Source organism: Paracoccus aerodenitrificans, from assembly GCF_027913215.1.
Classification (GTDB): domain Bacteria; phylum Pseudomonadota; class Alphaproteobacteria; order Rhodobacterales; family Rhodobacteraceae; genus Paracoccus; species Paracoccus aerodenitrificans.
The window spans coordinates 2,846,496-2,865,346 of record NZ_CP115784.1; the positions used below are offsets into that span (position 1 = coordinate 2,846,496).

The 18,851-nt window shown below is 61.9% G+C and carries 21 protein-coding genes; 10 read left to right on the forward strand and 11 right to left on the reverse strand.

The features are described 5' to 3' along the window. Positions 1-36: 36 nt before the first annotated feature. Genes PAE61_RS15355 through PAE61_RS15380 form a run of 6 tightly spaced genes read right to left on the reverse strand, consistent with a single transcriptional unit; the run spans position 37 to position 6,017 of the window. Positions 37-441, reverse strand: a complete 405-nt coding sequence (locus PAE61_RS15355; RefSeq protein ID WP_271113218.1) for a Na+/H+ antiporter subunit G — start codon at positions 439-441, stop codon at positions 37-39. Positions 442-450: 9 nt separating this feature from the next. Next, on the reverse strand, positions 451-720 hold the full coding sequence (locus PAE61_RS15360) for a K+/H+ antiporter subunit F (protein WP_271113219.1): 270 nt from the start codon (positions 718-720) through the stop codon (positions 451-453). Beyond that, positions 717-1,205 carry a Na+/H+ antiporter subunit E gene (locus PAE61_RS15365; protein ID WP_271113220.1) on the reverse strand — a complete coding sequence of 163 codons (489 nt, stop codon included), beginning with the start codon at positions 1,203-1,205 and terminating at the stop codon, positions 717-719. Before PAE61_RS15365 ends, PAE61_RS15360 begins: the two co-directional genes overlap by 4 nt. Next, on the reverse strand, positions 1,202-2,803 hold the full coding sequence (locus PAE61_RS15370; protein WP_271113221.1) for a monovalent cation/H+ antiporter subunit D: 1,602 nt from the start codon (positions 2,801-2,803) through the stop codon (positions 1,202-1,204). The genes PAE61_RS15365 and PAE61_RS15370 overlap by 4 nt, the downstream gene beginning before the upstream one ends. Continuing rightward, positions 2,800-3,159 carry a Na+/H+ antiporter subunit C gene (locus PAE61_RS15375; RefSeq protein ID WP_271113222.1) on the reverse strand — a complete coding sequence of 120 codons (360 nt, stop codon included), beginning with the start codon at positions 3,157-3,159 and terminating at the stop codon, positions 2,800-2,802. Before PAE61_RS15375 ends, PAE61_RS15370 begins: the two co-directional genes overlap by 4 nt. Continuing rightward, positions 3,159-6,017: a monovalent cation/H+ antiporter subunit A gene (locus PAE61_RS15380; protein ID WP_271113223.1), complete on the reverse strand. Its 2,859-nt coding sequence runs from the start codon at positions 6,015-6,017 to the stop codon at positions 3,159-3,161. The genes PAE61_RS15375 and PAE61_RS15380 overlap by 1 nt, the downstream gene beginning before the upstream one ends. A 145-nt stretch (positions 6,018-6,162) precedes the next feature. Here PAE61_RS15380 and ruvC point away from each other — a divergent pair, with 145 nt between their 5' ends. From ruvC to PAE61_RS15405, 5 genes are read left to right on the forward strand one after another with little or no spacing between them, the layout of a single operon-like run. Further along, positions 6,163-6,657 (forward strand): crossover junction endodeoxyribonuclease RuvC, encoded by a 495-nt coding sequence (gene ruvC / locus PAE61_RS15385; RefSeq protein ID WP_271113224.1) that lies wholly within the window; start codon positions 6,163-6,165, stop codon positions 6,655-6,657. Beyond that, positions 6,654-7,337, forward strand: a complete 684-nt coding sequence (gene ruvA, locus PAE61_RS15390) for a Holliday junction branch migration protein RuvA (protein ID WP_271113225.1) — start codon at positions 6,654-6,656, stop codon at positions 7,335-7,337. Before ruvC ends, ruvA begins: the two co-directional genes overlap by 4 nt. A gap of 11 nt (positions 7,338-7,348) precedes the next feature. Then, on the forward strand, positions 7,349-8,194 hold the full coding sequence (locus PAE61_RS15395; RefSeq protein ID WP_271113226.1) for a zinc metalloprotease HtpX: 846 nt from the start codon (positions 7,349-7,351) through the stop codon (positions 8,192-8,194). After that, complete coding sequence (gene ruvB, locus PAE61_RS15400; RefSeq protein ID WP_271113227.1) at positions 8,181-9,212, forward strand: Holliday junction branch migration DNA helicase RuvB; 1,032 nt, start codon at positions 8,181-8,183, stop codon at positions 9,210-9,212. The genes PAE61_RS15395 and ruvB overlap by 14 nt, the downstream gene beginning before the upstream one ends. Before the next feature lie 57 nt (positions 9,213-9,269). Next, complete coding sequence (locus PAE61_RS15405) at positions 9,270-9,671, forward strand: PaaI family thioesterase (protein ID WP_271113228.1); 402 nt, start codon at positions 9,270-9,272, stop codon at positions 9,669-9,671. Here the strand turns inward: PAE61_RS15405 and PAE61_RS15410 are convergent. From PAE61_RS15410 to asd, 4 genes are all read right to left on the reverse strand, one after another. Beyond that, positions 9,668-10,153, reverse strand: a complete 486-nt coding sequence (locus PAE61_RS15410) for a peroxiredoxin (protein ID WP_271113229.1) — start codon at positions 10,151-10,153, stop codon at positions 9,668-9,670. The genes PAE61_RS15405 and PAE61_RS15410 overlap by 4 nt on opposite strands. Before the next feature lie 62 nt (positions 10,154-10,215). Next, complete coding sequence (recQ, locus tag PAE61_RS15415; RefSeq protein ID WP_271113230.1) at positions 10,216-12,246, reverse strand: DNA helicase RecQ; 2,031 nt, start codon at positions 12,244-12,246, stop codon at positions 10,216-10,218. Then, a complete protein-coding gene (locus tag PAE61_RS15420; RefSeq protein ID WP_271113231.1) occupies positions 12,246-12,539 on the reverse strand; it encodes a YggT family protein in 294 nt (97 codons plus the stop codon). Before PAE61_RS15420 ends, recQ begins: the two co-directional genes overlap by 1 nt. A gap of 4 nt (positions 12,540-12,543) precedes the next feature. Next, a complete protein-coding gene (gene asd, locus PAE61_RS15425) occupies positions 12,544-13,692 on the reverse strand; it encodes an aspartate-semialdehyde dehydrogenase (RefSeq protein WP_271113232.1) in 1,149 nt (382 codons plus the stop codon). A 126-nt stretch (positions 13,693-13,818) separates the two neighbouring features. Here asd and PAE61_RS15430 point away from each other — a divergent pair, with 126 nt between their 5' ends. The 4 genes from PAE61_RS15430 (at position 13,819) to PAE61_RS15445 (ending at position 17,602) form a co-directional block, all read left to right on the forward strand. Continuing rightward, positions 13,819-14,382 (forward strand): acyl-CoA thioesterase, encoded by a 564-nt coding sequence (locus tag PAE61_RS15430; protein ID WP_271113233.1) that lies wholly within the window; start codon positions 13,819-13,821, stop codon positions 14,380-14,382. Positions 14,383-14,502: 120 nt separating this feature from the next. Next, a complete protein-coding gene (locus PAE61_RS15435; RefSeq protein WP_271113234.1) occupies positions 14,503-15,858 on the forward strand; it encodes an MFS transporter in 1,356 nt (451 codons plus the stop codon). Beyond that, the gene (gene mepA, locus PAE61_RS15440) at positions 15,855-16,736 is read left to right on the forward strand and encodes a penicillin-insensitive murein endopeptidase (protein ID WP_271113235.1); all 882 of its coding nucleotides are present in this window, start codon (positions 15,855-15,857) and stop codon (positions 16,734-16,736) included. The genes PAE61_RS15435 and mepA overlap by 4 nt, the downstream gene beginning before the upstream one ends. Then, complete coding sequence (locus PAE61_RS15445; RefSeq protein WP_271113236.1) at positions 16,709-17,602, forward strand: esterase-like activity of phytase family protein; 894 nt, start codon at positions 16,709-16,711, stop codon at positions 17,600-17,602. The genes mepA and PAE61_RS15445 overlap by 28 nt, the downstream gene beginning before the upstream one ends. Here the strand turns inward: PAE61_RS15445 and PAE61_RS15450 are convergent. Further along, positions 17,599-18,501 (reverse strand): LysR substrate-binding domain-containing protein, encoded by a 903-nt coding sequence (locus PAE61_RS15450; RefSeq protein WP_271113237.1) that lies wholly within the window; start codon positions 18,499-18,501, stop codon positions 17,599-17,601. The genes PAE61_RS15445 and PAE61_RS15450 overlap by 4 nt on opposite strands. A 110-nt stretch (positions 18,502-18,611) precedes the next feature. On the opposite strand from PAE61_RS15450, the gene PAE61_RS15455 reads away from it, so the two are divergent. Then, the gene (locus tag PAE61_RS15455; protein WP_271113238.1) at positions 18,612-18,782 is read left to right on the forward strand and encodes a hypothetical protein; all 171 of its coding nucleotides are present in this window, start codon (positions 18,612-18,614) and stop codon (positions 18,780-18,782) included. Positions 18,783-18,851 lie beyond the last annotated feature (69 nt).

Consider the following 18,851-nt stretch of genomic DNA (forward strand, 5'->3'; position numbering starts at 1 on the left):
TGCATTTGGGCATCGTCCCGCCCCGCTCACGCCGACCTAATCGCCCTCGCTGACAAGCCGCGAATCCGCCCCGTCATCCATGATGCTGGGTCTGTCGGACTGGGTGGACCATGCGGTTCCCGTTCCGGTCGGCGGAAGCTCTTCCCTGCGCCATTGCAGGTGGATATTGGCCTTTGCAATCATCAGCCCCGTGACCGGAGCCGTCAGGAACAGGAACAGGGCAATCATGAGCTCATGCCAGCTCACCTCACCGGCGAACCAGGCGAAATACACCATTGAGGCAATCAGCACCGATCCGACGCCCAGTGTCGTCGCCTTGGTCGGCGCATGAAGCCGCGTCATCGGCTCGGGCAGTTTCACCAGCCCGAACGATCCGACGAAACCGAATATCCCGCTGATGACCAGCAGCGCAGAGACAAGAATTTCAAAGAAAAGGTCCATTCGCCGCTCCTATTCGATGATATCGCCGCGCAGGATGAATTTCGCATAGGCCACGGTCGACACGAACCCCACCATCGCGAACAGCAATGCCGCTTCGAAATACATCTCCGAGCCCTGATTGATCCCGAACAGCGTCAGCAGCGCGATCATGTTGATCGTCATCGTATCGAGCGCAAGGATACGATCCGGCACACCGGGAGCGATCACCACGCGATACAGGCTGAACAGCAGCGCAACGCCGTAACAGGCAAATGCGAAGAGAATTGCATATTCGATCATATGAAAATCTCCTTCAGTCGCTTCTCATAGCGGGTCTTGATGTCCCGAACGACAGAATCGGGGTCGGGCGCGTGAAGGCAATGCACCAGCAGCGCATGGCCGCATTCCGACAGATCGCAGCTTACCGTCCCCGGAGTCAGCGTGATCGTACCCGAAAGAACCGAAATCCCCTCGGGAGAGCGCAGATCAAGCGGCACCACCACCCATGCGGGTTGCAGCGCCCGATTGGACTTGAATAGCACGATCAGCGCAACCTCGATATTCGCGACAACGATATCGTACATCACCAGAGCCACATAGCGCAGCGTTTTCAGCGGTGAGCTGATCGTCGGACGGTGAGGCCAGTACGGCGCGATCAGAACCGGGATCACAACCGACAGGATCATCCCGAAAACCAGAGACCCCCAGCGGAAATCATTGACCAGAAGCAGCCAGACAATGACCAGCAGCACGGACAGGTAGGGATGCGGAAATAATCGCTTCATTCGCGTGCGCCCTCCTGATTGACCAGCACGGATTCGACATAGGGTGCCTGATCGAAAAGCTGCAGGGATACTGCATCGGCCATCATCATCGCAGGCCGGGCGAAGATGGTCAGCGCCACCAGACCGGCCAGCAGCACCCCGACCGACACGAAAGTCAGCGTCGGCGATACGGCATCGTCGATATCCTGAATATGCTCATCCGGTTCCAGCTTGGGCGGGATCGGACCCTCGGGACGCGGCCTGCCTTCTTCCTCGGCCTGGGCCTCAATGCGCTGCAACTGGAAGGGCAGCCAGAACAGGGTCGATCCGGCGCGACCGAAGCCGACAATGGCGAACAGCGAGGTGACCAGGATCGTTGTCCAGATCCCGACCCACCACATATCGTCCCGCGTCGCCTCCAGCACCAGCAGCTTGCCGATGAAGCCGGACAAAGGCGGTAGCCCGGCAACCGCAATTGCCGTCGCGAAGAACAGCGCGGCGATTAGCCCGCTGTCGCGGATCTTGGGCCGCAGGCTCAGCCACAGCTCTCCGTTGCGGCGGGCGGCGATCATGTCGGTGATCAGGAACAGCGCGGCAGCGGCAAGCGTCGAGTGCATGGTGTAATACAGCGCCGCCGAGATCGATTCCGGGGTGAACATCGACACGGCAATGACCAGTGTCCCGATCGAGGCGATGGCCGAAAGCGCCGCGACACGTCCCATATGCCTGCCGCCAAGCACCCCGATCTGGCCGACCACCAGCGTAATCAGCGCAGCGGGCAGCAGCATATCCGAGACAATGGTCTCGACCACGGAATCTCCGGGGAAAACCAGCGTATAGAAGCGGATGATCGAATAGATCCCGACCTTCGACATGATCGCGAACAGCGCCGCCACCGGCCCCGGCGCGTTGGCATAGGTCGAGGGCAGCCAGAAATGCAGCGGCACAAGCGCCGCCTTGATCGCGAAGACCAGCATCAGAAGCACCGCCCCGGTCCGCAGAAGCGCGGTATCCTCGGGCGGCATCTCGGCGACCCTGACTGCCATATCGGCCATGTTCAGCGTCCCGGTCACTGCGTAAAGCGTTCCGAGCGCGGCCAGAAACAGGGTCGAACCCATCAGGTTGATGATGACATACTGCACACCCGCCCGCAGGCGCAGCGCCCCGCCGCCGTGGATCATCAGACCATATGAGGCGATCAGCAGAACCTCGAAGAACACGAACAGGTTGAAAGCGTCTCCGGTCAGGAACGCGCCCATGACACCCATCATCTGGAACTGCCACAGCGCATGGAAATGCCAGCCCTTGCGATCCCAGCCGGACCCGATGGCATAAAGCTGGACCACAACGGCAAGAAATGCGCCCAGAACCAGCATTAGCGCCGCCAGCTTGTCCAGCATCAGCACGATGCCGAACGGGGCGGGCCAGTTGCCAAGACGATAGACGAAGATCTCGCCGCTGCTGGCATGGAAGGCCAGATACAGCGAGACACCCAGCAACAGCACCGAACCGGCGGTCGAGAACACGCGCTGCAACAGCATGTCGTGACGCATCCACAGGATGATCAGACCGCCGATAACCGCAGGCAGAACGACCGGAGCAATGATAAAATGGCTCATTCGGCGCCCCCGTCCTCGCGCCGGTCGGCATCGGGCATGTCGACATAATCGTCCCCGCCCTCGATATAGGCACCAAGCGCCAGCAGCACGACGACAGCCGTCATCCCGAAGGAAATCACGATTGCCGTCAGCGTCAGAGCCTGCGGCAGCGGGTCGGTATAGGCGCTCAGCGGAGCATCATATTGCAGGATCGGCGGCTTATCGACCGCAAGCCTCCCGGTCGTGACCAGAAACAGGTTGATCGCATAGGACAGCATCGTCATCCCGATCACTGCCGGGAAGGTCCGCAGGCGCAGCACCAGATACACCCCAGAGGCAGCCATCGCCCCGATCGCGGTTGCAACGAGCATTTCCATCAGCGGGCCCCCTCTGTTTCATGCCTGTGTTCCCGGGACGGGTCGATATCCATCGGCTCCCGGTTAACGGTTTCCCCCGCCCGCCGCGCGATCCGCGACAGAGAGTTCAGCGCCAGCATCACCGCGCCCAGAACGCACAGGAAAACGCCCAGATCGAAGGCCATCGCCGTGGCAAGCTCGAACTCTTCAAGGAAGGGCAGCTTCACATAGGTATAGTTCGAGGTCAGGAACGGCACGCCCCAAAGCCACGCCCCCATGCCGGTCGCCGCCGCCACGACGACGCCCAGACCGATCATGGCATGAAACGGCACGCGCTGCTTTTCCTGCGCCCATGCAAACCCCGACGCCATGTATTGCATCAGCAGGGAAATCGCCACGATCAGACCGGCGACGAACCCTCCGCCCGGCTGGTTATGCCCGCGCAGGAAGATGAACAGCCCCACGGTCAGCGACATCGGCAGAATAACCCGGGTGGCCACCACAAGAAGCAGCGGGTGCCGGTCTCCGGCCTCGCGGTGATCATGCCGCCAGTTCAGCAGCCGACGCGACGAACGGCCCGTCATCAGGGTTTCGGTCATCGCATAGATGACAAGGGCGGCAATCCCCAGAACGGTGATTTCGCCAAATGTGTCATAACCGCGGAAATCGACCAGAGTGACGTTGACGACGTTATCGCCTCCGCCAAGCTTATAGCTGTTCTCCAGATGGTATTTCGAGATCGTCTCGAACGCGAAATCCCGCCGCATGATCGCATAGGCCAGACCGCCAAAGGCCAGACCGACCGCCGTCGCGATCAGCGCATCGGCACCGCGCCGCAGGCCTCCGGTCTCGACCCAAGTGCGCTTGGGCAGGAAGTTCAGCGCCAGAAGCATCAGCATCACCGTCGCCACCTCGACCGAGATCTGGGTCAGGGCAAGATCCGGCGCCGAAAGATAGACAAACGCACCAGAGACGATCAGCCCGACAATGGCGATCAGCACAAGCGCCAGCAGACGGTTGCGGTGGAAGGTGACCATGCAGCCGGTCGCCACGATCAGCAGAATGAAGGCAATCGTCGGCACCGGGTCGATGGGCAGCATAGGCCGTGTGGCCGGGCCGACGGTTCCGGTGGCCCATGCAAAGACCCCGGCCATGACGATGGTGATCGCCATCATGCTTGCCCCCCGGGCAAGCCGCCCGTCATGCAGCGCATCATTCACCGCCTGCGCCCAAAGCGCCGCCCGCCGGATCACGGCATCGAACATGACCTTCGCCTCGGGCCGGGGTACGGAGTCCCAGATGTTTTGCAAGGGGCGGTGGAACAGCACAAGCACAGCGCCTCCGCAAATCGCGATGATCGAACCGATCAGCGCGGCATTGACGCCATGCCACAGATAGATATGCGGCTCGGTCATCGTCCCCGTGACCGCATCCGCCGAGACCCGCACCAGCCAGCCCGACATGGTCATCGGCATCAGCCCGATCAGCACCACCAGAGTCACCAGCAGCGCCGGGCTGAACCACAGACCCGGACCCGGATCATGCGGGTGATGCGGATAATCCTCGCGCTGCTTGCCGAAGAACACATGCCAGATGAAACGGAAGGAATACGCGACCGAGAACAGCGCCGCGATACAGGCCACCACGAAGAACAGATTTTGATAGCCTCCCCAAACGGTCTCGGCGGCTTCGGTCAGCATCATCTCTTTCGACAGAAAGCCGTTCAGCGGAGGAATCCCCGCCATAGACAGCGCGGCAATTGTGCCGATCAGGAACGTCACCGGCATCAGCTTGCGCAGACCTCCCAGCCGGGCAATGGATCTGGTGCCGGTTTCATGATCGACAATCCCCGCCGTCATGAACAGGGCGGCCTTGAAGGTCGCGTGATTGATGATGTGGAACACCGCCGCGATCGCTCCGGCCTTGGTGCCCAGACCCAGAAGCATGGTGATCAGTCCCAGATGGCTGACCGTGGAAAAGGCCAGAAGCGCCTTCAGATCGTCCTTGAACAGCCCGATCACCGCGCCAATCAGCATTGTGACCAGCCCGGTCGTGGCGACAATATAGAACCATTCCGGCGTACCGGACAGAACCGGCCACAGCCGCGCCATCAGGAACAGCCCCGCTTTCACCATCGTCGCGCTGTGCAAATAGGCTGAAACCGGAGTCGGCGCGGCCATTGCATGTGGCAGCCAGAAATGGAACGGGAACTGCGCCGATTTGGTGAACGCTCCGATCAGGATCAGGATCAGCGCAGGCAGATACATGGGCGAGGCCTGAATCGCCTCTTTCGCCAGCAGGATATCTCCGATCCGATAGCTGCCCGCAATATTGCCGAGGATCAGCGCCCCCGCGATCATCGCAAGCCCGCCCATCCCGGTGACGGTCAGCGCCATACGTGCGCCCTGCCTGCCTTCGGGCAGGTATTTCCAGTACCCGATCAGCAGGAAAGAGGATAGCGAAGTCAGCTCCCAGAAGACCAGCAGAAGCAGGATATTGTCGGACAGGACGATCCCGACCATCGCGCCCTGAAACAGCATCAGATAGGTATAGAACTGCCCGACAGGGTCGTCCTTGGACAGATAATACCGCGCATAGATGATGATCAGCAGCCCGATCCCGAGGATCAGAATCGCGAAAAGCAGGCTCAGCCCGTCCAGACGGAAACTGGCATTCAACCCGATCCGGGGCAGCCACTCATAGCTGTCGGTAATGACATTTCCATCAAGAATGGCGGGAATATGCAGGCATACTCCGATCAGGGCGAGAAATGTCATCGTTCCGCAGGAAAACGCGGCAACATTGCGTCCCGAGCGGATAAGCAATCCGGGCAAAAATGCGCCCAGGAAGGGCAGCGCTGCGATCAGGGCTGGCGACATCTGTCCTCCGCGTTTCGTTAATCTTTGTGTCAGGGATGCGGGCGGCAGTGTCAAGCAAGCCACGTATCTCAGCAAAGCCCTTCCCCGATGTTCGCGTTTCGTGCTAGCGTTGGGAAAACAAACCGATAGAGGGCAGGTTGCATCCATGAGAGTGCTGGGTATCGACCCCGGATTACAGAATATGGGCTGGGGCGTGATCGAACTGGACGGCCCGCGCCTGCGCCATGTCGCGAATGGAATCGTCCGCTCGGGGCCGGGCGATTTGGGACCGCGCCTGCTGCTTCTGTATCGCGGTCTGGCAGCGGTCATCGCGGCGCATCTGCCGACTGCCGCCGCCGTCGAACAGACCTTCGTCAACAAGGATGCGGTCGGCACGCTGAAGCTGGGTCAGGCCCGTGGCATCGCCCTTCTGGCCCCCGCCGAGGCAGGGCTGGAGATCGGCGAATACGCCCCCAACGCGGTGAAAAAGGCCGTGGTCGGCGTCGGCCATGCCGGTAAGGAACAGGTTCAGCACATGGTCCGCCACCAGCTTCCCGGCGTCGAATTCGCCGGAGCCGATGCGGCAGATGCACTTGCCATCGCGATCTGCCATGCGCATCACCTGCAATCCCGTGGCATCCGCATAAAGGCAAGCGCATGATCGGACGTATCGCAGGCATCATCCTGCACCGCGCCCCGGATCACGTCATGATCGACGTGCGCGGGGTTGGCTATATCGTGCATATCAGCGAACGCACCGCTGCCGAAATGCCGCCAGCGGGTCGGGCGGCGGCGCTGTATACGGATCTTCTTGTGCGCGAAGATCTGTTGCAGCTTTTCGGCTTTCCGACCTTGCTGGAAAAAGAGTGGCACAAGCTGCTGACCAGCGTTCAGGGGATCGGGGCCAAGGCGTCTCTGGCGGTTCTGGGAACGCTCGGAGCCGAGGGATTGGGCCGCGCCATTGCGCTAGGCGACTGGTCGGCGGTCAGGAAAGCACCCGGAGTCGGCCCGAAACTGGCGCAACGCGTGGTGCTGGAGCTGAAGGACAAAGCTCCCTCGGTCATGGCGATGGGCGGTGCGTTGACGGTGGATGCAGGCTCGCCAGTCATCGAGCCCGGAGAGACCGCACCTGCTTCTCCGTCCCCAACCGCCGCCACACCGGCCCCAATGACCAGAGGCAATGCCGCTGCACAATCCGAAGCGCTGTCTGCGCTGAGCAATCTGGGCTATAACCCGTCCGAGGCCGCCTCTGCCGTGGCGCAGGCCGCCCAAACGGAACCGGAAGCGACAACGCCCGCGTTGATCCGCGCGGCGCTGCGTCTTCTGGCGCCGAAAGAATAAGGAGAGGTTTCATGTCCAGCACGCTTCGTACCTTCGTCCTGATGGCCGCGCTGACCGCATTGCTGATGGCGCTCGGGTGGCTGATCGGCGGAACTGCCGGGGCGCTTTTCGCACTGGTTTTCGCCGGGGCCGGGAATATCTGGGCCTGGTGGAACAGCGACAAGGCCATTCTGCGCCAGAATAACGCCGTCCCCGTCACCCGCGAAAACGCGCCGGAACTGGTCGATATGGTCGCGGAACTGGCGCAGAATGCAAGGCTGCCCATGCCGGCGGTCTATGTGCTGCAGACCGAGCAACCCAACGCTTTCGCCACCGGACGCAACCCGGATAACGCCGCGGTCGCGGTCACGCAGGGGCTGATGCAGATCCTGAACCGGGATGAGTTGGCGGGCGTGATCGCGCATGAGCTTGCCCATATCCGTAATCGCGATACGCTGACCATGACAGTTGCCGCGACCTTGGCCGGGGCAATTGCCATGCTGGGAAGCATGGCGATGTGGATGGGCGGCAGAAACGGGCGCGGCGGTTTGCTGGCCGGGCTGGCTGCGATGATCTTCGCACCGATTGCCGCCAGTCTCGTGCAGATGGCGATTTCCCGGACGCGGGAGTTTCAGGCAGACGCGCTCGGCGCGGAAATCGCCGGGCAGACCGAGGGGCTGTCCTCGGCGCTGAACAAGATCGCGCAGGCGGCGGGGCGCGTGGTGAATGTCCCGGCTGAGCGTAATCCGGCCTCGGCATCTATGTTCATCATCAACCCGCTCTCAGGGATGAATATGGACAGCCTGTTCCGCACCCATCCGCACACCGAAGACCGCATCGCCGCGCTGAGAAATCTGAGGCTGAATGGACGCTCCTGACCCGACATTGCGGCCCGAGCCTCTGCCCGAAGACGAACATGGCCGCGCCCTGCGCCCTCAGGCGCTGAGCGAGTTCATCGGTCAGGCCGAGGCCCGCGCCAATCTGCGCGTTTTCATCGAAAGCGCACGCCGCCGGGGCGAGGCGATGGATCACACGCTGTTCCACGGTCCGCCCGGTTTGGGCAAGACAACACTCGCGCAGATCATGGCGCGTGAGTTAGGGGTGAATTTCAAGATGACCTCGGGGCCGGTTCTGGCCCGCGCGGGCGATCTTGCAGCGATCCTGACCAATCTGGAAAACCGCGATGTGCTGTTCATCGACGAAATCCACCGGATGAATCCGGCGGTGGAAGAGGTCCTCTATCCCGCGATGGAGGATTTCGAGCTGGATCTGATGATCGGTGAAGGCCCGGCCGCGCGGACGGTGCGGATCGAACTGCAACCCTTCACCCTGGTTGGCGCGACGACGCGGCTTGGCCTGTTGACAACTCCGTTGCGGGACCGTTTCGGGATTCCGACGCGGCTGCAATTCTATACCGAGGATGAGCTGGACGAAATCGTGCGGCGCGGTGCGCGGCTGATGGGATATGAAGCCGATCCGGACGGCACACGAGAGATCGCGCGGCGGGCACGCGGCACCCCCCGTATCGCGGGCCGGCTGCTGCGGCGCGTGGCAGATTTTGCTCTGGTCGAGGGGGACGGGCGGATTTCCCGTGCCATTGCCGATAATGCGCTGACACGGCTGAGCGTCGACGATCTGGGACTGGACGGCGCCGACCGCCGCTATCTGGGGCTGATCGCCGAAAATTACGGCGGCGGGCCGGTCGGGGTCGAGACAATCTCGGCTGCGCTGTCGGAAAGCCGCGACGCGATCGAGGAGGTGATCGAGCCCTATCTGCTGCAACAGGGGCTGATCGCACGGACGCCGAGGGGGCGGATGCTGGCCGCGAAGGGCTGGCGGCATCTTGGGCTGGACGCGCCGAAAACACCTCAGCAGCAGCCATTATTCGAGGAGTGACGCCGGACCGGGGCGCTGCCCCGGACCCCGGGGTATTGGGAGTGAAGAAGAATGGATATGGACGAGCGGGTTCGCGGGAGTTTTGCGAAACAGACCATGATGCAGACATTGGGGGCAGAGATCGTCAGCCTGGATCAGGGCCGGGTGGTTCTGGTTGCGCCGATTCTGCCAAGCAGTCTGCAACAGCATGGGGCGGGACATGCGGGGCTGGCATTTTCCATCGGCGATTCGGCGGCGGGTTACTCGGCGCTGACGGTCATGGAGGAAGGTGCCGAGGTTATGACCGTTGAAATGAAGATCAACCTGATGGCCCCGGCTTTGGGCGACCGGCTGGTGGCCGAGGGCCGCGTCATCCGCGCCGGCCGCCGTATCGTGGTGGTCGCCGCGGATGTGTTTGCCGAAAAGGACGGTGCCCGCAAGCATGTCGCCATGCTGCAAGGCACCATGATTCCGGTCTAGGCTTTTTCCAGCAGCGATTCGCCGCCCGAAATCGTGCATTCTCCGGGGGATTCCTCGGCCTGCAATGTGGTGATCGTGCCGTCCTCGACCAGCATGGCATAGCGTTTCGAGCGACCGAACAGGCCTGCGGGCGGGGCGTCGAAATTCATGCCCATTGCCTTGGTAAAGCTGCCATCCGCGTCGGACAGGAATGTCAGCCCAGCCTCTGCTGCGCCGGTATCCTTTTCCCATGCGCCCATCACGAACGGGTCGTTGACGCTGATGCAGACGATCCGGTCCACGCCTTTTTCACGGAATTTATCCGCGGTCCGCATGAAGCTGGGGACATGCTGGGTCGAGCAGGTGCCGGTGAAAGCGCCGGGCAGCGCGAAGATCGCGACCCGGCCTGTGTGGTACTCGGACAGATCGACCTCGGCAGGGCCGTTCCCGGTCATTTTCAGCAGCTTGCCCTCGGGCAGTTTGTCACCTTCGTTCAGAGCCATCATCGCATCCTTTCGGTTTGGGTTCGCCCGGAGCCTAGCCGATGCACGCGGGGCGGCAAGGGTCAGAGTGACGCGATATCGCTGAGAAACGCCTCGGCGAAGCGGTCCAGCCTGGCATCGTCCAGCATTCGCGACAGCGCCTCGCGGCTGGAGGGGCGCGATTCGGCGATGCGGCGAAGCTGGCTGGTCGAGCAACTGAGCGGTTTCCCGGTCCCGTCCTCGCCCCGCGCCAGCCGCATCTGGGTCTCGGCAAGGCGGTCGAATAGCGTTCCGGCAGAGCGCCCCGCCAATGCGCGGCGCTGCGGATGCATCGGTGCGGTTTCACCGGCAATGACATGCAGAAAGGCCTCGCCATAGCTTTCCAGCTTTTTCGCGCCTACGCCGTTGATCCGGGCCATTTCATCGAGGCTTTGCGGGCGGCGCCCGGCCATTTCCTGCAAAGTTCGGTCGGGGAAGATCACATAGGCAGGAACGCGCTGCGCCTCGGCCAGAGCACGGCGTTTGGCCTTGAGGGCGGAAAACAGCGGTGCGTCTGCCTCGGAGACCTGCATCTTCGGAGTAAAGGCGGGTTTGGCGCGTTTGATGCTGTCTTCGCGCAGAGTGATCCGCGCCTCGCCGCGCAGGATCGGATGGGCGGTTTCGGTGATATGCAGGGCACCGTGACGCGCGGGATCGGGCCGGCACAGATCGCGGCCCATCATCTGACGGATGATCGCCTGCCACTGCGGGCGCGACCAGTCCGTGCCGACGCCGAAAGTCGGCAGGGTGCTGTGACCGCGCTGCCGGATCTTGTCGGTTTCATTGCCGGTCAGCACGTCGATAATATGTCCCGCGCCGAACCATTCTCCGGTACGCAGCATGGCTGAAAGCGCCATTTGCACCGGTCTGGTCGCGTCGAAAATCTCCGGCGGGGTCTGGCACAGATCGCAGTTGCCGCAAGGCCCGGCCTCGTCGCCGAAATAGGCCAACAGCTTCACCCGGCGGCATGACTCCGCTTCAGCCAGCCCGAGCAGCGCGTTCAGCCTTGTGTGATCGGCATTCTTGCGGTCGTTTTCCGCAAGCCCCTCATCGATCTGGGCGCGGCGCATGCGGATATCATTGGGACCGTAGAGGGTCAGCGTCTCGGCAGGTTCGCCGTCACGGCCTGCGCGGCCGATTTCCTGATAATAGGCCTCGATTGATTTGGGCAGATCGGCATGAGCGACCCAACGTATATCGGGCTTGTCGATGCCCATGCCAAAGGCGACCGTGGCGGCGACGATGAGGCCGTCTTCACGCTGAAACCGTGCCTCGGCCTCGCGGCGGGCCTCGGCCTCCATTCCGCCGTGATAATGCAGGGCCGGATGGCCTGCCGCGTTCAGGGCGTTGGCGAGCGTCTCGGTCTTGGCGCGGGACCCACAATAGACGATACCGGACTGACCCGGACGAGCGGCGACGAAATCCATGATCTGCCGGCGGGGCTGGTTCTTGGGCTGGAATGCCAGATGGATATTCGGGCGGTCGAAGCCACGAAGAAAGGTAACGGGGTCCGCTCCGGCAAAAAGCCGGGTCACGATTTCCGCGCGGGTTTCGGCATCCGCCGTCGCCGTAAAGGCCGAAAGCGGCACTTTGAGGGCGCGTTTCAGTTCGCCGATGCGCAGGTAATCCGGGCGAAAATCATGGCCCCACTGGCTGACGCAATGCGCCTCGTCTACGGCGATAGCCGTGACGCCCGCACGCCGCAGAAGGGGCAAAGTGCCGCCAGAGGCCAGACGCTCGGGGGCCATATACAGCATCTTGATCTGGCCGTCGCGCAGCGCAGCGAAGACCTCATCGGTTTCCGCTTCGGTATTGCCCGAGGTCAGCGCACCTGCCGCGACACCTGCCTCACGCAGGGCCCGCACCTGATCCCGCATCAGCGCGATCAGTGGAGAGATCACCACCGTGACACCTTCCCGCATCAGGGCCGGAAGCTGATAGCACAGCGACTTACCGCCACCCGTCGGCATGATCGCCAGCACATCCTGACCGGCAGCGACCGCTTCGACGATATCCTGCTGACCGGGGCGAAAATCGTCGAAACCCCAGACCTTTCTCAGCAGGTCGGTCGGCATCAGTAACCGTAGAAGAAGCCGGCGTTATTCTGAAGCGCCATGCGGAGCACGATGATGATGACGAACACGACCAGAGGGGCCAGATCCAGCCCGCCCGTATTCGGCAAAATCCGGCGGATCGGGGTATAGATCGGCTCCAGCAGGCGGTTCAGCCCGTCCCAGACCGTCGCCACCATCGGCTGGCGCAGGTTCAGCACCTGGAAATTAATCAGCCAGGACATGATGATATGGGCGATCATCAGGAACCAGACCACGCTGAGGACCAGATCAATCGTTTGATAGAGTGTTACCATTCGTTCAGCCCTCGATCAGAATGCGCAGCATGCGGCGCAGCGGCTCGGCCGCGCCCCATAGAAGCTGGTCGCCGATTGTGAACGCCCCGACATATTCGGGACCCATTGCCAGCTTGCGGATGCGCCCCACGGGAATAGTCATGGTGCCCGTCACCGCAACCGGGGTCAGATCACGCATCGTCGCCTCTTTTTCGTTCGGGACGACTTTCGACCACGGGTTGTCATGTTCGATCAGCGCCTCGATCTCACCCACCGGCACATCGCCTTTCAGCTTGAAGGTCAGCGCCTGGGAATGGCAGCGCATCGCGCCGATCCGCACACAGAACCCGTCAACCGGGATCGCACGCTCATCCGAGCCGCCAAGCGCATCGGGACCCCGGCCGAGGATCTTGTTTGTCTCGGCCATGCCCTTCCATTCTTCCTTGGACACTCCGTTGCCCAGATCCGCGTCAATCCACGGAATGACCGAACCGCCAAGAACCGCGCCGAACTGCGCCGCCTCATCGCTGCCCAGCATAGCCTGCTGGCGCACAAGCAGTTTGCGGTCGATTTCGAGGATCGCCGATTTCGGGTCGTCCAGCAGATCACGCACTTCGGCATTCAGCGTGCCGAACTGGGTCAGCAATTCGCGCATATGCTTGGCACCGCCGCCCGAGGCTGCCTGATAGGTCTGGGTCGACATCCATTCGACCAGTCCGGCCTTGAACAACGCGCCAACGCCCATCAGCATGCACGAGACAGTGCAGTTCCCGCCAACCCAGTTGCGGTTGCCCGCCGCCATCGCCGCGTCGATCTGCGGACGGTTGACCGGGTCCAGCACGATCAGCGCATCGTCCTTCATCCGCAGGGTCGATGCCGCGTCGATCCAGTGGCCGTTCCAGCCCTCGGCCCGCAGCTTGCCATGCATTTCCGTGGTATAATCGCCCCCCTGACAGGTCAGGATCGCCTCACAGCTTTTCAGCGCCTGCAGATCATAGGCATCGGCCAGCGGCGCATCGCCTAGCGGGGCTTTGCCCCCGGCATTCGAGGTCGAGAAGAAAACCGGCTCGATCTTGTCGAAATCGCCCTCGGCTGTCATCCGGTCCATCAGAACCGAACCTACCATGCCCCGCCAGCCAATCAGGCCGACCCGCGGCGTCTCATTCATCGCCATAGCCATTTCCCCTGTCATTCACGCCACTGACCTATGACAGGCGCGGACCGTGTGCAAGGTTGCGCGACGTTCACATTGACGCTGACCGCCGCTCTGATACCGCCTGTCATGTCAGGAGGTCCGACCATGTATCCGTTGATCAGATTCACCAAGGAATTGCTGAAATTCCGCAACGCGCCGAAGCTGGGACTTCTGGACAGCCATATCTCGACCCATATGTGCTGGCCGTGGGATCTCGACCCCTGGATCGAGCTGAATAACGGGCGGACCCTGACGCTTTACGATCTGGGACGCCTGCCGATGGCCGCGCGTGCCGGACTTGTCGAGACGATGCGTGCGCGGAAATGGAGCATCACCGTCGCCGGTAACTCGGTCCGGTATCGCCGCAGGATCCGTGCGTTTCATCGCTTTAGCATGATCAGCCGGGTGATCGGATGGGATCATCGCTTCATCTATATGGAGCAGTCGATGTGGCGGAACCGGGAATGCTGCAACCATATGCTGCTGCGCAGCGCCTGCACGGCGGGAAAAGGGATCGTATCGCCTTCTGAGGTCGTAGCGGCAATGGGCCATGACATCGAAAGCCCGGAGTTGCCGGACTGGGTGAAGGCATGGATCGAGGCCGACGCGCAGCGCCCCTGGCCTCCGGTCATTCCCGATGATGCCCGCCGGGCGATAGACGAAAGCTGAGCTTTCCGCCTGCGCTTCGGCGTCGATATTTACGGTCTGTTACCCGGTTTGCGGAAAAGAAGGTTGCCAAAAGCGACCTATTTGGCCTTATTTCGGCTGAAGACGCAGAAGGGGCGCCGAATGAACCGTAAACGCATCTGGGGCTGGTGGTTCTTCGACTGGGCGTGCCAGCCTTACCATACGCTTCTGGTCTCGTTCATCTTCTCGATCTATTACGCCGAGATCGCGCGAAACAGCTATGTTGCGCAAGGCATGGACGCTGCACAGGCCGGGGCAGCGGCGCAGTCGCTCTGGGGATACGGGCTGGCGATCGGCGGTGCGGCGATTGCCATTCTCGCCCCCATTCTGGGGACGGTGGCGGACAGTACCGGACGCCGTATGCCCTGGGTCTGGTTCTTCTCGGGCGTGATCGTCGTCAGCGCATCCGGGCTGTGGCTACTGTCTCCCGAAGATCCAAGGCTGGTTCTTTCCGTCGCCCTGTTCGGGCTTGGATTGGCCGGGGTGGAACTGGCGACGATCTTCACGAACGCAATGCTGCCGGGATTAGCCCCGCGCGAGGAAACCGGCCGGATCTCGGGCACCGGCTTCGCCTTCGGATATCTCGGAGGGCTGGTGTCCCTTGCTATCATGCTTCTGTTTTTCGCCGAAAGCAGCAGCGGAACGACACTGATCGGCCTCCGCCCGCTTTTCGGGCTTGATCCCGAACTGCGTCAGGGCACCCGCTTTGTCGGCCCGTTCACCGCTTTATGGTTCGCTCTGTTCATGATCCCGTTCTTCCTGTGGGTCAGGGAGCCGCAGGGTCAGGGCAAGCCGTTCCATCCGCTTGCAGCGGCACGGGATCTTATGGCCTTGCTGCGCAGCCTGCGGCACCGGCGCAGCCTTCTGACATGGCTGATCTCTTCGATGCTGTCGCGTGACGCGCTGAACGGGTTATACGGGTTCGGAGGCGTCTATGCCGGGACCATGCTGGGGTGGCCGGTCATTCTCTCGGGTATTTTCGGAATTGTCACCGTAATCGCGGCGATCTTCATTTCATGGCTTGGTGGCCGGGCGGATCAGAAATGGGGTCCCAAACCCGTGGTGATCGCCGCCATTATCGCGCTGACAGTCGTTTGCATCGTCATTGTCTCAATGGATCGCAGCGCCATTTTCGGCATCCCCCTGCCCGAGGGTTCGAAACTGCCCGACGCGATCTTCTTTCTTTGCGGTACGGTGATCGGCGGTGCAGGAGGCGCGATGCAGGCCGCGTCGCGCACATTGACCGTGCGGCACACCTCGGCCGAGCGGGCGACCGAGATCTTCGGCCTTTATGCGCTGTCAGGCAAGGCGACTGCCTTTCTTGCCCCCTTCCTGATCGCCCTTGTGACCGATCTGACCGGCAATCAGAGAATTGGCATCTCTCCGCTGATCGTGATGTTCCTTCTCGCGGTGTTTTTGTTAAACTGGGTCAACAAAAACGGAGAGGCAGAGCAGTGATCCGCAAATTCATCCTGACGGCGGCCGCCGTCCTGGGGCTTGCAACGCCCGGACTGGCCGATCCTTTGGCAAAAGACGTTTTCGGCCATGTCCCCGGTCCGACCGCTGCACCGGGCGTGTCGATCGGCAGTTACAGCAAAGGCTGCGTATCGGGCGCAGTCCAGCTTCCCGAAACCGGCCCGACATGGCAGGCCATGCGCCTGTCGCGCAACCGCAACTGGGCCCATCCCGAGATGGTGAATTTCGTGATCGGCCTGTCCGAAGCCGCAACGAAAATGGGTTTCCGCGGCCTCTATATCGGCGATATGAGCCAGATGCGCGGCGGCCCGATGCTCAGCGGTCATGCCAGCCACCAACTTGGACTGGATGCGGATATCTGGATGTTGCCGCCCTCATCCCTGTCCCTCTCGCGCGAGCAGCGTGAGAATATCTCTTCGATCACCGTGGTCTCGTCGAACGGGCTGAGCGTCAACGGCAACTGGACCCCTTCGCACGCCGCCATCATCCAGTCGGCGGCGATGGATCCGCGCGTCGACCGCATCTTTCTGGATGCCGCGATCAAGGTTGCAATGTGCGACGCCAATGGCGACCGGGGAAGCTGGCTGCAAAAGCTGCGTCCGACTCCGAACCATGATTATCATTTCCATGTCCGTCTGAACTGCCCGGCGGGAAGCCCCGGCTGCCAGAACCCCGCGGCCCCTGTGGCTGCGCTTTCGGGCAATGATAATGGCTGCGGTTCGGCCCGGCAGGAGCTGGCCTATCGCGCAAACCCCTCGACCCGACCGAAGGGGACGCCGAACCCGAATTACCGCCATCCCCGCAGCTTCCGGTTAAGTGAGATGCCGAGGCAATGCCAGGCCGTCGCTACCGCACGCTGATCCTTCCCTTCCTGATATCGATACTGGCCTCCCCGTCTTTCGCGGCAGCCAGTGTCGAATATATCGGAACATTTGTCTGGTCTCTGTCGGAAGATGATTTCGGCGGGTTTTCGGGCATCGAAATCGCCGATGACGGCAATTCCTTCCATGTCATCTCAGACCGCGCCCGCATCCGGTGGGGCATGATCGAGCGCGACAGCTCGGGCCGTATCCGCAATATGCGCATGGCGGGCCGCGCACATCTTCAGGACAGCGCCGGAACCGCGCTTCTCCCCGGACGGCTTGGCGACAGTGAAGGTCTGGCCATCGCCCCGGACGGCACGATCTGGGTCAGTTTCGAAGGGCTGGACCGCGTTGCCCGCTATGACGATGTCGACAGGCCGGCAACGCGGATCGATATCCCGGATGCGTGGCAGTCGATCCCCACCAATGAGGGTTTCGAGGCGCTTGCCATTACAGCGGACGGCACCCTGCTGACGCTTCCGGAATACGCCATTGGCGAGCAGACAAGCTTCCCGGTCTGGCGCTATGCGAATGGAAGCTGGGATCAGCCATTTTCGCTGCCCGGATCCGAGAAATGGCAGGCTGTCGGCGCCGATATCGGGCCTGACGGCAAGTTCTATCTGCTGGAACGCAATTTTCGCGGCCTGCTTGGTTTTCAGTCCCGCGTCCGGCGTTTCACATTCTCGGATGACGGTTTTTCAGACGAAGAGCCGATCCTGGAAAGCAACACGCTGCAATATGACAATCTCGAAGGCATCTCGGTCTGGGATGATGGGCAGGGCATCCGGATCACCATGATCTCGGACGATAATTTCCTTGCTATTCAGCGCACGGAACTGGTCGAGTACCGGATTCTGAACTAACTTCTGCGCCCTCTCGCAAACCAGTCCAGAAATGTCCTGAGACGCGCCGTCTGCAAAATCCGCGACGGGTAATAGATATGGAACTGGACCGGGGCGGGTTCGTATTTCGGCAGCAGCTCGACCAGCCTGCCCTCGTTTATCGCGTCCTCCTCGATGGCATGAAAGCTTTGCGCGATCACCTGACCCGAGCGCACCGCCATCCCGATCCCCCGGATATCGTCCAGACTGATCGCCGCCGGAGGATCAAGCTCCAGCCGCTGATCGCCGTCGCGGAACTGCAGCGGTTCCAGTCTCTGGCTTCCGGGGAAACGGTATCGCTGAATGCGGTGGCCGATCAGATCCGCCGGGACTGCCGGGGTCCCGTGGCGGGCAAGATAATCCGGGCTGGCCAACAGCACCCTGCGCAATGGCGGGCCGAAGGGAAGCGAGATCATGTCTCCTTCCAGCGACTCGCGCAGCCGGATCCCGGCATCGAACCCGCCTTTCACGATATCGGTCAGTCGGTCATCCGTACTCAGCTCAAGCTGGATCGCCGGATTGGCCTGAATGAACTGCGCAAGCTGCGGCATGATGCAGATCTCCAGCGCCAGCCGGGAAAGAGAGACCCGCAGCGGACCTTCAGACTGCCCCTCGCTGTCGCGCAAGGCCTGCGTCGCCTGAGACAGACGCGACAGCGGCGCGTCGATATCGGCCAAAAGACGCGTTCCGGCCTCGGTCAGCCTCAGCGAGCGGCTGGTCCGGGCGAAAAGCCGCACCCCCAGATGCTCCTCCAGGACGCGTATCGATTGTGAGACAGCAGACGGCGTCACACCCAACCGTCCCGCAGCAGCGGTAAAGCCGCCATGCACCGCGACAGCGCGAAAAACAGGCAGGCCTGCAAGAATACGAGCTTCTATCATGAAGCATTACTAACAGATAAAATCTGTAATTCTATATTTTTTCTAAATAATTTTAGTGGGAAATTGATGTTGTTCGGTTAAGCCGGAACTCATCCGATATTGATACGCGATTGAACAAGGCAGTCGACAACGCTTTGGGAGGCGGCAGGATCGTTTTTCGCCGTGCGCTCACATGGCCGATAGGTCCGAAAAACGGGCGCAGCATGCTCGCCCTGACCAACACGGCGCCTGAAGGGATGGTCGGACGTTTCGCCATTGAAATGGCGGAAGCCGCAGCGTGACCCGGACGCAGCGACGATTCCGCGGCGTTGACTTCGCAGCCGCGCTGCCCTATCGCCGCGATGTCCCGG

What these genes read in the sequence shown, in the direction of transcription:
- PAE61_RS15430 (WP_271113233.1), top strand. Translation starts at nt 13,819, where the DNA reads ATGTATCCGTTGATCAGATTCACCAAGGAATTGCTGAAATTCCGCAAC.
- ruvC (WP_271113224.1), top strand. Translation starts at nt 6,163, where the DNA reads ATGAGAGTGCTGGGTATCGACCCCGGATTACAGAATATGGGCTGGGGC.
- PAE61_RS15395 (WP_271113226.1), top strand. Translation starts at nt 7,349, where the DNA reads ATGTCCAGCACGCTTCGTACCTTCGTCCTGATGGCCGCGCTGACCGCA.
- PAE61_RS15355 (WP_271113218.1), bottom strand. Translation starts at nt 441, where the DNA reads ATGGACCTTTTCTTTGAAATTCTTGTCTCTGCGCTGCTGGTCATCAGC.
- PAE61_RS15370 (WP_271113221.1), bottom strand. Translation starts at nt 2,803, where the DNA reads ATGAGCCATTTTATCATTGCTCCGGTCGTTCTGCCTGCGGTTATCGGC.
- asd (WP_271113232.1), bottom strand. Translation starts at nt 13,692, where the DNA reads ATGGCGATGAATGAGACGCCGCGGGTCGGCCTGATTGGCTGGCGGGGC.
- PAE61_RS15450 (WP_271113237.1), bottom strand. Translation starts at nt 18,501, where the DNA reads ATGATAGAAGCTCGTATTCTTGCAGGCCTGCCTGTTTTTCGCGCTGTC.
- PAE61_RS15420 (WP_271113231.1), bottom strand. Translation starts at nt 12,539, where the DNA reads ATGGTAACACTCTATCAAACGATTGATCTGGTCCTCAGCGTGGTCTGG.
- PAE61_RS15410 (WP_271113229.1), bottom strand. Translation starts at nt 10,153, where the DNA reads ATGGCTCTGAACGAAGGTGACAAACTGCCCGAGGGCAAGCTGCTGAAA.
- PAE61_RS15365 (WP_271113220.1), bottom strand. Translation starts at nt 1,205, where the DNA reads ATGAAGCGATTATTTCCGCATCCCTACCTGTCCGTGCTGCTGGTCATT.
- recQ (WP_271113230.1), bottom strand. Translation starts at nt 12,246, where the DNA reads ATGCCGACCGACCTGCTGAGAAAGGTCTGGGGTTTCGACGATTTTCGC.
- PAE61_RS15435 (WP_271113234.1), top strand. Translation starts at nt 14,503, where the DNA reads ATGAACCGTAAACGCATCTGGGGCTGGTGGTTCTTCGACTGGGCGTGC.
- PAE61_RS15405 (WP_271113228.1), top strand. Translation starts at nt 9,270, where the DNA reads ATGGACGAGCGGGTTCGCGGGAGTTTTGCGAAACAGACCATGATGCAG.
- PAE61_RS15380 (WP_271113223.1), bottom strand. Translation starts at nt 6,017, where the DNA reads ATGTCGCCAGCCCTGATCGCAGCGCTGCCCTTCCTGGGCGCATTTTTG.
- PAE61_RS15375 (WP_271113222.1), bottom strand. Translation starts at nt 3,159, where the DNA reads ATGGAAATGCTCGTTGCAACCGCGATCGGGGCGATGGCTGCCTCTGGG.
- ruvA (WP_271113225.1), top strand. Translation starts at nt 6,654, where the DNA reads ATGATCGGACGTATCGCAGGCATCATCCTGCACCGCGCCCCGGATCAC.
- PAE61_RS15360 (WP_271113219.1), bottom strand. Translation starts at nt 720, where the DNA reads ATGATCGAATATGCAATTCTCTTCGCATTTGCCTGTTACGGCGTTGCG.
- PAE61_RS15445 (WP_271113236.1), top strand. Translation starts at nt 16,709, where the DNA reads ATGCCAGGCCGTCGCTACCGCACGCTGATCCTTCCCTTCCTGATATCG.
- ruvB (WP_271113227.1), top strand. Translation starts at nt 8,181, where the DNA reads ATGGACGCTCCTGACCCGACATTGCGGCCCGAGCCTCTGCCCGAAGAC.